The organism is Cupriavidus sp. 01L415 (assembly GCF_056400065.1).
Genome location: NZ_JBFTSP010000009.1, coordinates 94,207 through 108,809 on the forward strand (window position 1 = coordinate 94,207; position 14,603 = coordinate 108,809).

Consider the following 14,603-nt stretch of genomic DNA (forward strand, 5'->3'; position numbering starts at 1 on the left):
GGCAACGCAACGGAGGAGAGAGCATGAGCCCTGCCACCCCCCCGCGCCTGCTGCTGTTGACGATTGGCGCGCTGACCGCGATCGACTTCCTGCAGAACGGCATGGTGGCCTTCGCCGCCGCCCCCATCATGGGCGAGATCGGTGCGAGCCCCGAGGAGTACAGCACCATCGCGGCGGCCTACGCCAGCGTGGCCGTAGTCGTGATCGCGCTGCAGCGCTGGATGGTGGAGCGCGTGGGATGGCGCCGCTATGTGCAGGCTGCGCTCTGCGTGGCTGCGTTCGGTGCGGTCCTGTGTGCGAATGCCGACAGCTATCCCGCCCTTCTGGTCGGCCGCATGGTCATGGCGCTGGGCTGTGCGGGCATGGTCACCTCATCGCGGCTGGCGGTGAACCTGATTCCGCCCAGCCCTGCGCGCTTCACCGGCATCAAGGCGCTGGTCACGGGCGTGTGCGGCAGCATGGCGCTTGCGCCCTGGCTGGCCTCGGCCATCGTCACCGGGGACCGCTGGCCGCTGATCTTCTGGCTGGTGGCAGCCGCCGCCGTGGCGCTGCTCCCCGCCACCAGCATCCTGCCCGATGACACGACGGCGCCGGCGCAACGCTCCGACGCGCATCCGCTGCGGCTTGCCGCATTGGCGGCGGGCAGTTTCCTGGTCTTGTTCGTGCTGCAGCGGTCCTACTATGATTTCTACGCCAACCGCCTCTGGCTGGTTGTTGGCGCGATGGCAGGCGCCAGCGCCCTGCTGGCCTTTATCTGGACGGAATCCAGGAGCGACCGGCCGCTGCTGCGACTGCGCAGCCTGGTCGAGCCGCGCTACCTGAGCGGCCTGACGCTCTTTACGTTCTGCTATGTCGCGCTCGGCTCGAATGGCTACCTGCTGCCCATTGTTCTCCAGCGCTCGCTGGGGCACTCATGGTCCACCACCGGGCAGTTCTACGCGCTAGGCCTGGCCGCCGCCGTGGCGACCTGGTGGGTCATGTCGCGCCTGCTGCCGCGCTGGCCGGGCCCGCGCAAGTACTTCGTCGCGGGCTTCCTGGCGCTGGCGGCCTCTTCCTGGCTGATGAGCCGACTCCCGCCCGCCCCCGACCTGTGGCGCCATGTGCTGCCCGCACTCGCGCTCTATGGGGTCTTCATCATGACACTGGTCCCCGTCACGGCCATGCAGACCTTCAACGGCGTCACGCAGGACGAGTCGGTGTTTTCGAACGCTCAGCAGACCAAGAACATGCTGGGGCAGATGGGCCAGGCGCTGGGCGTGACGATTGCCACCGTCGGGCAGCAGTGGCTGACGGCGTTGCACTACAGCACGCTGCATGGCGCAGTCAATCCTGGCAGCCCGCAGTTTCACGAGGCCCACACGCGCTACACGGCCGCGCTCTCCGCCTCGATGGACCCGATTCGCGCCGCGGAACTCGCCACGGCGCAGATCGCGCAGGTGATGGTGCAGCAGTCCGCGTTGCTGGCCAACCTCGACCACTTCCGCGCGCTGGCGGTGGTGGCGCTGGTGGCCATCGCGGTGAGCCTGGTCCAGAAGGTGATTCGATAAGCGCCCACCCCGCAGGGAAAGCGGGCGCTTTCCCGCCTATTTGGCCACGGGCATCGCGAACTCCGCACCTTTGGCGATGCTGTCGGGCCAGCGCTGCATGACGCTCTTGTAGCGCGTGTAGAAGCGCACGGCTTCCTCGCCGTATGCGTGATGATCCCCGAACAGCGATCGCTTCCAGCCCCCGAACGAATGCCATGCGGGCGGCACCGGACTCGGGATATTGATGCCCACCATGCCGATCTGAATCTGCCGGGCAAATGCGCGCGCCGTGGCACCGTCGGATGTGAAAAGCGATACGCAGTTGCCCAGTTCGTGCGCGTTGACGAGCGCAATCGCACTCGCGAGATCCGGCACGCGGACCACCGACAGGACCGGCCCGAAGATCTCCTCCCGATAGATGCTCATATCGGGTTTCACGTCGTCAAAGAGCGATCCGCCGAGGAAGAAGCCCGCTTCGTGGCCGGGCACGGTATGGCCGCGACCGTCGACGACGAGCCTGGCACCTGCCGCGACGCCCGCATCGATATAGCCGAGCACCTTGGTGCGATGCGCGGCGCTGATAAGCGGCCCCATGTCCAGATCGGGCTCCATGCCGCCGCCGATCCTGAGCGAGCGCACGCGCGGCGCGAGACGCTCGACCAGCTCATCGCCAACACGCCCCACCGCCACCGCGACGGAGGTCGCCATGCAGCGCTCGCCGGCCGAGCCATACGCCGACGCGATCAGCGCATCGACCGCTTGATCCAGATTGGCGTCCGGCATGACGACCAGATGGTTCTTCGCGCTGCCCAAGGCCTGCACGCGCTTGCCGCGCTTTGCGCTCTCGGTGTAGATGTACTCGGCGACCGGCGTCGAAGCGACCGCGGAGATCGCGGCCACGTCGGGATGCTCGATCAGCGCATCGACGACGGCCTTGCTGCCATGCACGACGTTGAAGACGCCTTTGGGAAAGCCCGCCTCGATGAACAGCTCGGCAAGCCGGATCGATGCCGACGGTGTGCGCTCCGAGGGCTTGAGGATGAACGTGTTGCCCGTGGCGGCCGCCATCACGAACATCCAGCACGGTACCACCACCGGGAAATTGAACGGCGTAACGCCCGCGGCCACGCCGACCGGCTGACGCAGATTCCAGTTGTCGATGCCGCCGCTGATCTGATCGGTGAATTCGGTCTTGAGCAGGTTCGGAATGCCACACGCGAATTCGACGATTTCAATACCGCGCATCACCTCGCCCCTGGCATCCTCGAACAGCTTGCCGTGGTCGCGCGTAATGAGCTCGGCGAGCTCGTCCTGATGCGCCTCAAGCAGTTCCTTGAACCTGAACATCAAACGCGCGCGCTTCAGCGGCGCGGTTTCGCTCCAGGCCGGAAACGCGGCTTTCGCAGCGGCGACGGCAGCATTGACTTCCGCTACGCTCGCGACCGGCACGCGGGCCGTCACCCGGCCCTGCGCGGGATCGAATACCTCGGCGAACCGCCCGCTCGTGCCTGCGGCGCGTTGACCATCGATGAAATGACCCAGATCGCGCACGCGTGCGGCGCTGTGATTTGCTTCGCTCATACGTCCTTCCTACACGTTAGATGGGCGATTCACGCTTGAATAACCGGCGCGCCCCTCGCCCGCACTGCGCCACACGCGATCCGTGCGGCCATGCAGTGCCATCCTGCCCATGTCAGTTTGTGCAAACATCCACCGACGCCTGCCATCAGGTCCGTGTGACCGTCGGGATCAGGCGTCTGCTGACGACTCGTTGAAACAGTGTATGTTTTGCGGGCTGTCGCCGAGGCCCTGACTGTGGCAGCCTGGGGCCATTTGGTGCTTATTTCTGGCCATCGCGCCGGGATCTGCAGGATCTCGCATCTCTGACCTCGCGCAGCCGGGATTGGTCCGCTTTGACCCAACGCCCGGCGCATGGCAGCATCGCGAAACCTAGAATTTCCAGACCATAAACAGGAGCCTCAATGATCGGGAATCGGCTTTTGCTGATCGCGGCCGTCGCCACACCGCTGCTGGCGGGCTGCGCCAGCGGCACGAGTACGGAATACCTTGAATCGCAGGACGGCAAGCAGCTTCACTCGGACGCCAGCGTGGGTGATCTGGTGCTGTGCCTGAAGCAGAAACTCGGGGACGATGCCACTGTGCTGGCCTATCCCGAGCCCGGCAAGGTCGATGTGCGCGTCGGCTATGGCCATCGCGCCGATGCCGGGTACTCCTACCTGATCAGCCTGCGCGCCGCCGCGCAGGGTACCGATGTCGCGATCCGCAGCGCGGGCGAATGGCGCCCGATGCTGAGCCAGGGCCGTGTCACCGGCTACGTGCAAGATTGCAAGTCGGGGACAGCGGTGCGGTGACGTTGGGGAATGCGGGCGGGCGCCCCCCACGGCTTTGCGCCCCCGCCATCGCATACACTGAGTTCAAGCCGCACGTCCCCCACGTCCCCCGGTTCTGGAGAGAGACCCATGAAGGCCTGGATTGCAAAGGCAGTTGGTGCGCTTGGCTGCGCCATGGCGTTCCTGGCAAGTTCGGCGAGCGCCGAGCCGGTGACGCTGGTCATTTCGGCCGATACGCAACAGCGTAGCTGGACGGTCGATGTACTGCTCAAGGACCGTCGCCTCACCAATGTGACGGTGGAAGACGAGAACCTGAAACGCCGCCTGACGTTCAGGGCGATCCCGGTGGCCGCGCTGCTGCGCGGCATGCCAGTGGCGGCCGATGCAACCGCGACCACCGCGGCCAGCGACGGCTATGTCTCCCACCTGCCGATGCGCCTGTTGCTGGCCGATAGCGCCGACGCGCCGCGCGCCTGGCTGGCGGTCGAGAATCCCGCCAGGCCGTGGCCCAGGCTGAAGGGCCAGAGCATCGGGCCGTTTAGACTGATCTGGACGCTACCGTCGGGCCACGCCGCTTCCGTGGTCAACGAGAGTCTGTGGACCTACAACATCGTGCGCATCAACATCACAGCATCGCCAGCGGAGCGCTTTGCGGCCATCCGGCCCGCCGCCGACCAGCCCGCCGACGGCCCCGTCATGCGCGGCTTCGCCACCTTCCAGCGCGTTTGCTTCTCTTGCCACTCGATGAACAAAGTTGGCGATGCTCACCTTGGCCCGGACCTGAACGTGCCATACAGCCCGGTGGAGTATCTGGGCGACGACAAGCTGGTCAAGCTGATCCGCGACCCGCAGTCGTTGCGCTGGTGGCCTGACGCACGCATGTCGGCCATCGACGAAAAGACGCTCTCCGAAGCGGATCTGAAAGACCTGCTGCTGTATCTGCATCACATGGCCGGACGCAAGGGAACCTGACGCTCGCCCCTGCCGAGGGCGACAGCAAACGGCGCCAGGTACCTAGGGTAAATACCTAGTTCCAGCCACCGTGGCGGCATCCTTGAAATCCTAGACTGGTAGTTTTCGCTACACGACAACCAGAAAAAGGAAGCCAAGATGGCCGCGATCGAAGTGAAGGTGCCTCAGTTGTCGGAATCGGTCTCCGAGGCCACGCTGATCCAGTGGAAGAAGAAGGCGGGAGACGCCGTTGTGCGCGACGAGATACTCGTCGAGCTGGAAACCGACAAGGTGACCCTCGAGGTGCCGGCACCCGAGAGCGGCGTGCTGGCGACAATCGTCCAGCCGGACGGCGCCACGGTGCATGCCGAGGAAGTCATCGCAACGATCGACACCGAAGGCAAGGCCACGGCCGCCGCTGCCGCCCCTGCCGCTGTACCCGCTGCCGCTCCGGCCGCGGCCCCGGCATCTTTCTCCGCGCCGCCGCCCGCTGCAGCTACCGCTACCGCTCCCGCCCCGGCATCCAAGGCAGCGCCGGTTGGCGCGGGCGCCGACGCATCGGCCGCTGCTGATTTCGACGTGATCGTGATCGGCTCCGGGCCCGGCGGCTACATCGCGGCGATCCGTGCCGCCCAGCTTGGGAAGACCGTGGCCTGCATCGAGGAATGGCTGGACCCCGCCGGCAAACCACGGCTCGGCGGTACGTGCCTGAACGTCGGCTGCATCCCCTCCAAGGCGTTGCTCGCCTCGTCCGAGAATTTCGAACAGGCGCGGCACGGGCTGGCCGAACATGGCGTCCAGGTCAAGGGCGTGACGCTCGACCTGGCGGTGATGATCCAGCGCAAGGCCGCCATCGTCGACAAGTTCACGGGCGGCGTGGAGTTCCTGTTCCGCAAGAACAAGGTCACCTGGATCAAGGGCCACGGCAAGTTCCAGGGACGTGCGGCCAATGGCGTCGTCACGGTCGAGGCGAGCGAGGGAGGCAAAGGCGGCGGCGTGAAGTCATACACGGCCCGCAACGTGATCATCGCCACGGGCTCGAAGGCGCGCCATCTGCCCAATGTGCCGGTCGACAACAAGATCGTGTCCGACAACGAGGGCGCCCTCTCCTTCGATTCCGTGCCGAAGCGGCTGGCCGTGATCGGCGCCGGCGTCATCGGGCTGGAACTCGGCTCCGTCTGGCGCCGGCTGGGCGCCGAAGTGACGATCCTCGAAGCCCTGCCGACCTTCCTCGGCACGCTGGATGAGGCAGTGGCGAAGGAAGCCGGCAAGCTGTTCAAGAAGCAGGGCCTGACGATTCACCTCGGCGTGACGATCGGCGACATCAAGAGCACCGCCAAGGGCGTCAGCATCCAGTACAAGGACAAGGATGGCGCCGCGCAGAAGCTCGATGCCGACCGGCTGATCGTCTCCATCGGCCGCGTGCCCAATACCGACAATCTCGGGCTCGACGCCGTCGGCCTGGCGGCCGATCCGCGTGGCTTCATTCCCGTGGACGAGCATTGCAAGACGTCCGTGCCGGGCATCTACGCGATCGGCGACGTCGTGCGCGGCCCGATGCTCGCCCACAAGGCGGAGGACGAAGGCGTGATGGTGGCCGAGGTCATCGACGGCCAGAAGCCGCATATCGACTACAACTGCATCCCGTGGGTGATCTACACCGAGCCCGAGATCGCGTGGGTCGGCAAGTCGGAAGCACAACTCAAGGCCGAGGGCCGCGAGGTCCGCAGCGGCCAGTTCCCGATGATGGCCAACGGACGGGCGATGGGCCTGGGACGCCCCGATGGCTTCATCAAGATGATCGCCGACGCGAAAACCGACGAGATCCTGGGCGTTCACATCATCTCGGCCAATGCGTCGGACCTGATCGCGGAAGGCGTGGTGGCGATGGAGTTCAAGGCCGCGTCCGAAGACCTCGGCATGATCAGCCATCCGCATCCGTCGTTGTCCGAAGTCATGCGCGAGGCCGCACTGGCCGTGCAGAAGCGCGCGCTGAACATGTAGCGCTGCCCGGTTGGCGGCGCCTGCCGTCGACCGCGGTGATGGGCCGCGTCAGTCCGCGCCCATCGCATGCCGCTTGCGATAGTCGGCAGGCGTCACCCCCAACACGCGCATGAAGGCGCGACGCAGCGTATCGACGCTGGAGAACCCGCATTCGGCGGCCACCTGCTTGGGCGCCAGGTCGCCCGCCTCGAGCAGTTGCCGCGCCACGCCAACGCGTGCGGCTTCCACCCAGCTGGCCGGCGTCACGCCCACTTCGTCATGAAACAGCCGCGTCAGGTGCCGCGCGCTGATACCCATCCTCGCCGCCAGGGCCGGCACGTCGTGCGGCTCGGCCGGATGCGCGGCCACCCATCGCTGGAGTTCCTGCAACGCCGACCGGTTGGCCGCCGCTGGCGCGGCGCGGCTGAACTGCGCCTGCCCGCCGGGACGCTTGAAGAACATGACAAGCTGGCTGGCCACCTTGAGCGCCACCTCGCGCCCGAGATCCTCCTCGACCAGCGACAGCGCCAGATCCAATCCCGCCGTGACGCCCGCCGACGTCCGCACCTTGCCATCGCGCACGTGAATCGCGTCGGCATCCACGCGGATCTCCGGATAGCGGGCCGTCAGCGTATCGGCGGCGGTCCAGTGCGTCGTCACGCGCCGTCCGTCCAGCAGCCCTGCCTCGGCCAGCAGGAACGCACCGCTGCAGACCGAACCGTAGCGGCGCGCCCTGGGCGCAACCAGCCGCATCCAGTCCAGCAGCAACGACTCCGACGGCGCATCGCCGGCATGCGGCGCACCGGCCACGAGCATCGTATGCAGGCGGGGCAATCGTGCCGCCCGGGGATCGTCCTCGATCACGATGTCCGGCAACAGCCGCACGCCGGATGAGGCGCGAATGGCGCCCGGCCGCAGGCTCACCACCAGCATCCGGTAGGCCTCCGTGCCGGCCTGGAGATTGGCTTCGGCAAAGACATCGAGTGGCCCGGAGACGTCCAGCAACTGGACACCTTCGATGGCTAGCAAGGCGATGGTTCGGGGGGCAGGCATGGCGAAATCCGGAAGGTCGGGAATGGTGTCTGAATCGCAATCGATTGTCTCAAATTATCGTATTACGATCATTGCAGCCATGCTACCCGCACTCCTACACTCGGACAACCCCTACCCGAACAGGAGCAGACATGCACTTCACCCTTGGCGAAATCGCCGTGCCCGATAGCCAGCTTGCCCGCGACATCACCCAGCTTGTGCGCGACACGGAGTTGCCACTGCTGTTTCACCACTCCAGCCGCGTCTACTACTTTGCCGCGCTGGCCGGCAAGCGGCGCGGCCTGAAGGTCGACCCGGAACTGCTCTACGCGGGCACGATGTTCCATGACATGGGACTGACGCCCGCCCATAGCAGCCCCGACAAGCGCTTCGAAGTGGATGGTGCGAATGTTGCCGCCGATTTCCTGCGCAGCCGCGGAATCGCTCAACAAGACATCGACAAGGTATGGACCGCTATCGCGCTGCACACGACGCCGGGCATCCCGGAATTCATGGACCCGGTGGTGGCACTGGTGACGGCCGGTGTGGAAATGGACGTGCTGGGTATCCAGTACCACACGTTCGCGGACGAGGACCGGGAGCGGATCGTGCACGCCCACCCGCGCACCGAGCATTTCAAGGAGGACATCATCCAGGCCTTCCATGACGGCATCCGTCACAAGCCCGACACCACCTTCGGCAACGTCAAGGCGGATGTGCTGGCCGACAAGGACCCACACTTCCACCGAGGCAATTTCTGCAGCGTGATCCGTTGCTCGGCCTGGAAAGGCTGATCACGGGAGGCGGAGGATCAAGGGCTGATCACAGGTGGAGAGGTGGCGCCGCACCACTGCCCGCAGCGCCTCGAAGCTCACCGGCTTCGACAACACCATGTCGGCGCCGGCCATCAGGCAGGCCAGCCGCTCCTCCGGGCCGGCGGTCGCCGTGATGACGACGATGGGCAGGCGCTTGATATCCTCGCGGGCCTCCCTGGCCCGGACGGCGCGCGCCAGTTCCAGGCCGTCCATGCCGGGCAGGCCGACATCCGTCAGCAGCAAGGCCGCCGGTTCGCGCTGGAGGGATTGCCAGGCCGCGACGCCGGTCTGGCAGGTATCGACATGGCAGCCGCCGGATGCCCGCAAGCTGGTCTTCCAGGACCAGCATGCTGACCGGATGGTCTTCGGCAACGACGATGCGTGGCAGCGCGAGAGTGGCAGTAGGATGATCGGGCAAGGCAGGCGGTGACGAGCAACGATGCCCCGATCTTGCACGAGAGCGCTGCTGGCGGGTTGCGGAAATTTCCGCAACCCGCCGGCAGCTTCTTCCGAAAGTTGGGGCTGCCCTTGCAGATCGACGCGCCGGGCCAGCGATGCGCCAGTGACGCCCTCGCGATCCCGGCAGTCGCCTGCCCGGTGCGATGGCTTAGCGGGTGGTGAAGGACCAGCTCAGGTTGACCGGCTGGGTTCCCAGCTTGCCGGCTACGGTCACCGAGTAGCGCTGCTTGCTGACCAGCGGCGACTGCGGCGTGCAGATGGCCAGCCCGCGTGCGTAGCTGGACATTCCGGCAGAACGGCTATCGACCTTGAGGCAGGAGACGTTGCGGCCCTGCGCGTCGGTCAGTGTGAAGGTATCGGCGGCGAACTGCAGGCTGGTATTGATGGCTTGCAGCAGGACTGGATAGCCTATCGTCTTGCCCTCGTAGCCGGGAGCCGGGTTGGGGCTTTCATTGTTGACCCAGGTCGGCGGCACGTCGGTCTGGCCATCGAAGGGATAGGCCACCATCAGGTTGTCGGTACCAGCCTTGCTGGCGTCGGCCAGGTCGATGGTCTGGAAGTAGGTCGCGGCAGTGCCGCTGCCGTTGGGGCCGACGCTCTCGGCATAGCCACTGCCAGCCGCCTGGTAGCCGCCCAGCAGCGCAGCGCGGTGGAAGGGGGCATTGAGCAGATCCACCACCAGGGCGTCCTTGGGCGATAGCGACAGTTGCGCATTGGCGACCGAGGTCCACCTGCTGGCGCCGGCCACCACTTCGGCAGTGGCATTGGTCGGGTACACCGCCTGGATGCGCGCGTCTGGCGTGGCACCGGTATAGCCAGGCTTTCCCGACTGTTCGGAGTGGGTCAGCAGGTTGTTGACCAGCATATAACTGGTGTGGTTCTGCGCCGCCGTGCCGAGCGCTGTGCGTGCCACCAACGGCGGCAGTCCGACCTGTTCGCGCCGGAAATTGACATAGCAAAGGCCCGCACTGCGCGGCTCGCCGAGCACGGTGTAGTTGCCGACGCCGGCACCGCGGGCGGGCAGCAGGCTGACCACCGTGGTGTTGGCCGGTGCCGGCGCGCTGCCGCTGACGGTGTAGCACGCGCCCCCAGTGGCGGGCGTGGTCGGCGTGGTCGGCGTTGTAGGCGTCGTTGGAGTCGTCGGCGTCGTCGGGTTCCCGGAGCCGCCTCGTCTGCTGGTGTATGGCTGAGTCGCCGAGCTGCCACCCGAGGCGACTGCCTTGGTAGCACTATCGTCGCCGTCACCGCCGCAGCCGGCCAGCACTACAGCGGCGCAGGCAGCAATCAGGTGGAGCGTCGGATAGAGGTATGAAGGGCGCGCCGTGCGCGCTTGAATGGCGGAGTTCGCAAGCAAGGATTTCCCAGGCATCGGTCTGCAGGCAAGTTGACGAAGATGGAGGGGAACTGCCCAGGCATCCGCCCGCACAGGCAGACGCCGGACGGGTGCGGGCGCGACGGCTTGCGATGGCAGAAATGGCGCCCGGGGCTGAACCGGTCGGGCACGATCTTATGAGGCAGCACCGTGCAGCGTGCAGCTTGCTAACAATGGCTTACGTGTGACCCGCCGGCGGAGCACTTGGTGGTGTGGGGGGATCCGCGGAAGGCCTATGTTCCGACGGCCGGGACCGGCCGTGCATTCAACAGGTCGATGCAACACTAGACGCTGCGTGAGCAGTGGAGGTGTTGCAAATGAAGCAGAGGGCTGTATCTTAGGCTGTACCTTAGGTAGGCTAAGTCGGACCAGCTTCCGACCCCGACAAAGCTAAATATCAATGACAGCCAGTCTTCGTCTCATAGCGATATATGCCGAGGCTGAAATGCAATCGCATGCTCGGCGATACGTAGCCGACTGTGTTGTAACAGCGCTCGACCTTGAGCCAACTCGCCCCTGGTTCCTGGTAAAAACGAAATCAGATGCGGAGCGTGACCTGCTAAGGGGGAGCGAAACGCTCCTGAGAGAATTCAAGGAGGTCTTTCGGGCGCGTGGGTGCCCTGATTCAATTGTCCAGAGTCTAATGTTCACTTTCCAGTCACTGGATACTGTGGAGCGAGATTACGCGGGCAACTGGCATTGGGCGCTGACGTAATCAACGTTCTGAATATCTTCTGTCGACCGCATCGGCTGACTGCTCAGGGTCGTCTCCTGTCTGCCGGTGTCGTTGTATCGAAGCTCCTCGTTGTTCAAGCGCTTGTCGATCAGAAGCGGTAATAGCATCCCGGCTTACTTTTGGAACGATTGCCGCCAGGTTCCGTTCGCTGGCAGCTATTAGTTATCGAGTGGGCTTCCGCTGTGGGTCAGGACTCTCCGACACTGAATGCAACGCCTGAGTACTCGCCCTGGAACGAGCGGATTTCGCGTGGGCCGGTGTACTGCACGACGCTGTTCCGAAGGGTTTCGTAGTTGGGGCCGCTACGTGAATACGCATAGGCGGAACCGATGCGCAGCAGGCTGGCGGCTCCCGTGCCGGTCACGCTGGACGGATGGTAGCCGCTCAACAGCACGGCGGAGATCCGGGCGCCCGCGTTATCCACGACCCAGTTGACGGGTTCGTACGACGCCAGCACCAGCACGATCGGGCCGCTGCCTGCACGCACCGTCACGCGCACATCGCGCTTGACATGCGAGCCGGATAGCTGTGCAGCACCGCTCTTGCCTTCATAGACACCGACGATATGTACCTGAGCGTTGGGTGGCACGCCGTTTAGGCCCGGCATCGTTGCCGTGGCGCCACTGCCATAGCTACCTCGCAGCGCGCCCGTGCCCCCATACTGGGATGACCCCGTCGGCGCGTAGGTGGCGGCCTTTTCTGCATCGATCATCATCTGCAGCTTGCGCAGTTGCTGCTGCAGGGCATAATCGGACACCACCTTGTGCAGATCTGCGGCGTCGCCGTTCGGGGTGACCTGATCGCCGATCCACGTGTCCGCGCCGCGCACCAGGAAGCCATTGCGCGATCCGATGCCACGCACATAATTGAAAGCGAGGTCCGCTTCCACCGGCGTGACGGCTTGGGCATCAATATCGAACGACCATAGTTTCCGCCCGCTCGCTTCTGTCGACATAAGGAGCAGGTGTGTGTCGTCGAGTCTAGCGAATGGACTGTTAAAATACGGCGCGGTGCGCCACCTTCCAGCATTTCCTGTCGTCAGGTCCAGCCAGCCGATATCGCCCATCGCCGGATAGACGACCAGCTTGCCGGAACGCATCACGACGGCATCCGGTGTGGGAATGGCGCCGCTGCTGCGGTCAATCGCCACCTTCCGTATCGCTGCGGCCTGGATGCCTTCGGGCGTGCGCGTGTGCTCCGCCAGGGTCCAGTTCGTCGAGTGGCCTATCAGGACCCGCGCCGAATCGTCGGAAAGGGCAATCCCCATGGCGCCGCGCCCGGCCAACGGATGCGCCTCGATCGTCCCGGACACGCCGTCTCCCAGCATCATCTCGCCGGTACGAAGAGTGAACAGCACCGCCTGCAACGGCGCCAGCCAGTCCACCAGGCGTCCGGCGTCGGCAAGCTCCCATATCCGGGAACCCGTTTCCGCATCCACGAAGATGAGCCCCTGTGGTTGTCCAACTGCCACCACCACGCGACCGTTTGGTGAAACGGCGTCGCTTCCGTACGATCTGCGCGGGAGCGCGGCGATGACTTGCCCGCCGGGCACTTCCACGAGCACGCCCTCGCCAGACGAATCACGCATCACGCCCACGCCGGCTTGGGAGGCCAGCGCCGCGGACTCTACATACTTGAGCTTTCCGCCAGTTACGATACGTGCCTGGCCCAGCGGTTTGATAGGCCGCAGCGGCGGTAAGGCAAGCAGAGCGCCAACCGTACGCATGCCATAGAACGCCCGCAAAGACGCATCTTGTCCCTGAAAGCAGGTGATATCCAGCGGCTTGGCACGTACAGAGGCGACGCTATCGAAACGGCCGACCTGCACATTCTTCGAGCAGTTCAGCGCCCGCAGGCCCATCCGCGCGTCGATCTGCGCGGCCAGGGCTTTCGAAGCCTGTTTGTCGTCTGCCAGCAGCGCCTGCAGACGCTCCCGGACGATGCGCACATCCGATGCTACCGGATAGGCCGCATTGACCTTGTCCGGCACGGACATCATGGCTTCCTCGATGCGCGTGCAGCCCGAAGCGGCCGCACAAACCACGATGGCCGCCAGCAGATTCTTCCGGTTCATGACCCCTCTCTATCTTATTGTTTGTCCGGCCTGTGTGCGACCCTATCAGACGGACGAACCGGGCGCCTGGCAATCGCAATGATGTGTCGCTCCTAAGCTACAGGGGACACACCTGAACCGCCTCGGGAAAGCCCGGGCTGTCCGGGATTTGGCGCGCCTGTGGGAAACGACCATATTCCGACGGTGCAGTAAAGCACCCGTTTCACGGTGCGACCGGCAACGGACAGGAGAACTATGAGAGCGCGCCAAGGTGGATAGCATGGGAACTTCCGCTTCCGGGAAACGCGAAGGAACGCTCAGGGTCGGTAGTTGCCTCTGGCTCCAGGACAACCATGCGCACTTGCTATGGGGCAGAGACCGGCCACTAGGGGACGATGGCCATCGCCCGAGGCGCGGCTGCAGCCTGCCCCAATTCAGCCATTTGTATATCCGTTCTTGTACACGAGCGGTCGTTCGACGCCGTAGCGTCAAATGTCCCAGAAGGGTCGGTCAGTGACCACTGGCAGGGCTCAGACTGGTTTCCCTTCACCTGAAAGGAGACCATCATGGAAGCCACCCCTCTCGTCCAATCGCGTCAGGTTCCATGGAACAAAGGGAGACTGACGGGCCAAAAGCCGCCACTGAAATTGAACGAGATTTGGGCGACACGAGCCCGGCTTCAGCTTACGACGAACATTCGCTAACTGGCGATGTTCAACCTTGCCATTGACAGCAAGCTCCGAGCGTGCGATCTGACCCACCTGCGGATGTAGGACATTTGCGTGGGCAGCCAGGTTGGCGCCCGCGCAACGGTCATGCAGATGAAAACTCAGCGGCCGGTGCAGTTCGAGATCACCGAACAAACTCGCCAAAGCGTTCAGTGTTGGATTCATGCTCGCGGACTCAAGCTGGGCGACTATCTCTTTCCGAGTCGTTTGCACGCATCGCCTCATCTATCAACGCGACAGTATGCGAGGATTGTTCATCGCTGGGTCGCCGCCATTGGCCTTGACGATTCGGCCTACGGAACGCACTCGATCCGACGCACCGAAGCATCGCTGATCTATCGACGGACCAAGAATCTGCGCGCTGTTCAACTACTTCTTGGGCACACCAAGCTAGAGAGCACGGTGCGCTACCTTGGCATTGAAGTGGACGACGCGCTGGAAATTGCAGAGCAGACCGAAGTTTAGTTAGGGGCTTGGCCGGCTAGCGGTCGCCTGCCGGCCAGAAGCGGCCCGTTACCAGTTAACACACACTGGCCGAAGTGCTTCAAACCTCGGACGCTTTCCGCAAGATGAACGAACGGTAATGGTCGCCGGCGG

At 64.7% G+C, this 14,603-nt stretch carries 10 protein-coding genes and 1 pseudogene; 6 read left to right on the forward strand and 5 right to left on the reverse strand.

The window, feature by feature from the left end:
- Positions 1-23 precede the first annotated feature (23 nt).
- A complete protein-coding gene (locus tag AC1DOX_RS16160) occupies positions 24-1,547 on the forward strand; it encodes an MFS transporter (protein WP_441618454.1) in 1,524 nt (507 codons plus the stop codon).
- 36 nt (positions 1,548-1,583) lie between these two features.
- On the opposite strand, the gene AC1DOX_RS16165 is transcribed toward AC1DOX_RS16160, so the two are convergent.
- On the reverse strand, positions 1,584-3,107 hold the full coding sequence (locus tag AC1DOX_RS16165; RefSeq protein WP_441618456.1) for a CoA-acylating methylmalonate-semialdehyde dehydrogenase: 1,524 nt from the start codon (positions 3,105-3,107) through the stop codon (positions 1,584-1,586).
- Positions 3,108-3,508: 401 nt separating this feature from the next.
- On the opposite strand from AC1DOX_RS16165, the gene AC1DOX_RS16170 reads away from it, so the two are divergent.
- The 3 genes from AC1DOX_RS16170 (at position 3,509) to lpdA (ending at position 6,832) form a co-directional block, all read left to right on the forward strand.
- Positions 3,509-3,898, forward strand: a complete 390-nt coding sequence (locus AC1DOX_RS16170) for a hypothetical protein (RefSeq protein WP_441618458.1) — start codon at positions 3,509-3,511, stop codon at positions 3,896-3,898.
- Between the two features lie 108 nt (positions 3,899-4,006).
- Positions 4,007-4,849, forward strand: a complete 843-nt coding sequence (locus AC1DOX_RS16175; RefSeq protein ID WP_441618460.1) for a cytochrome c — start codon at positions 4,007-4,009, stop codon at positions 4,847-4,849.
- A 138-nt stretch (positions 4,850-4,987) separates the two neighbouring features.
- Complete coding sequence (gene lpdA / locus AC1DOX_RS16180; protein ID WP_441618462.1) at positions 4,988-6,832, forward strand: dihydrolipoyl dehydrogenase; 1,845 nt, start codon at positions 4,988-4,990, stop codon at positions 6,830-6,832.
- 48 nt (positions 6,833-6,880) lie between these two features.
- Here lpdA and AC1DOX_RS16185 read toward each other — a convergent pair whose 3' ends face one another.
- Entirely contained in the window at positions 6,881-7,864 is a 984-nt protein-coding gene (locus tag AC1DOX_RS16185) for a GlxA family transcriptional regulator (protein WP_441618464.1), read from the reverse strand.
- Positions 7,865-7,995: 131 nt separating this feature from the next.
- On the opposite strand from AC1DOX_RS16185, the gene AC1DOX_RS16190 reads away from it, so the two are divergent.
- On the forward strand, positions 7,996-8,637 hold the full coding sequence (locus AC1DOX_RS16190) for an HD domain-containing protein (RefSeq protein WP_441618466.1): 642 nt from the start codon (positions 7,996-7,998) through the stop codon (positions 8,635-8,637).
- Here AC1DOX_RS16190 and AC1DOX_RS16195 read toward each other — a convergent pair whose 3' ends face one another.
- The 3 genes from AC1DOX_RS16195 to AC1DOX_RS16205 all read right to left on the reverse strand — a co-directional run bounded on the left by AC1DOX_RS16195 (position 8,638) and on the right by AC1DOX_RS16205 (position 13,224).
- Positions 8,638-9,030 carry a response regulator gene (locus AC1DOX_RS16195; protein WP_441618468.1) on the reverse strand — a complete coding sequence of 131 codons (393 nt, stop codon included), beginning with the start codon at positions 9,028-9,030 and terminating at the stop codon, positions 8,638-8,640.
- A 235-nt stretch (positions 9,031-9,265) separates the two neighbouring features.
- The gene (locus AC1DOX_RS16200; protein ID WP_441618470.1) at positions 9,266-10,471 is read right to left on the reverse strand and encodes a CAP domain-containing protein; all 1,206 of its coding nucleotides are present in this window, start codon (positions 10,469-10,471) and stop codon (positions 9,266-9,268) included.
- A 941-nt stretch (positions 10,472-11,412) separates the two neighbouring features.
- Entirely contained in the window at positions 11,413-13,224 is a 1,812-nt protein-coding gene (locus tag AC1DOX_RS16205) for a hypothetical protein (protein WP_441618472.1), read from the reverse strand.
- 620 nt (positions 13,225-13,844) lie between these two features.
- Between AC1DOX_RS16205 and AC1DOX_RS16210 the strand changes: the two are divergent.
- Positions 13,845-14,471 (forward strand): annotated as a pseudogene (locus AC1DOX_RS16210) (tyrosine-type recombinase/integrase).
- Positions 14,472-14,603: the final 132 nt, after the last annotated feature.

Bases quoted from the DNA above. Each gene is read 5' to 3' on its own strand.
- AC1DOX_RS16160 (WP_441618454.1), top strand. From the start codon at position 24: ATGAGCCCTGCCACCCCCCCGCGCCTGCTGCTGTTGACGATTGGCGCG.
- AC1DOX_RS16165 (WP_441618456.1), bottom strand. From the start codon at position 3,107: ATGAGCGAAGCAAATCACAGCGCCGCACGCGTGCGCGATCTGGGTCAT.
- AC1DOX_RS16170 (WP_441618458.1), top strand. From the start codon at position 3,509: ATGATCGGGAATCGGCTTTTGCTGATCGCGGCCGTCGCCACACCGCTG.
- AC1DOX_RS16175 (WP_441618460.1), top strand. From the start codon at position 4,007: ATGAAGGCCTGGATTGCAAAGGCAGTTGGTGCGCTTGGCTGCGCCATG.
- lpdA (WP_441618462.1), top strand. From the start codon at position 4,988: ATGGCCGCGATCGAAGTGAAGGTGCCTCAGTTGTCGGAATCGGTCTCC.
- AC1DOX_RS16185 (WP_441618464.1), bottom strand. From the start codon at position 7,864: ATGCCTGCCCCCCGAACCATCGCCTTGCTAGCCATCGAAGGTGTCCAG.
- AC1DOX_RS16190 (WP_441618466.1), top strand. From the start codon at position 7,996: ATGCACTTCACCCTTGGCGAAATCGCCGTGCCCGATAGCCAGCTTGCC.
- AC1DOX_RS16205 (WP_441618472.1), bottom strand. From the start codon at position 13,224: ATGATGTCCGTGCCGGACAAGGTCAATGCGGCCTATCCGGTAGCATCG.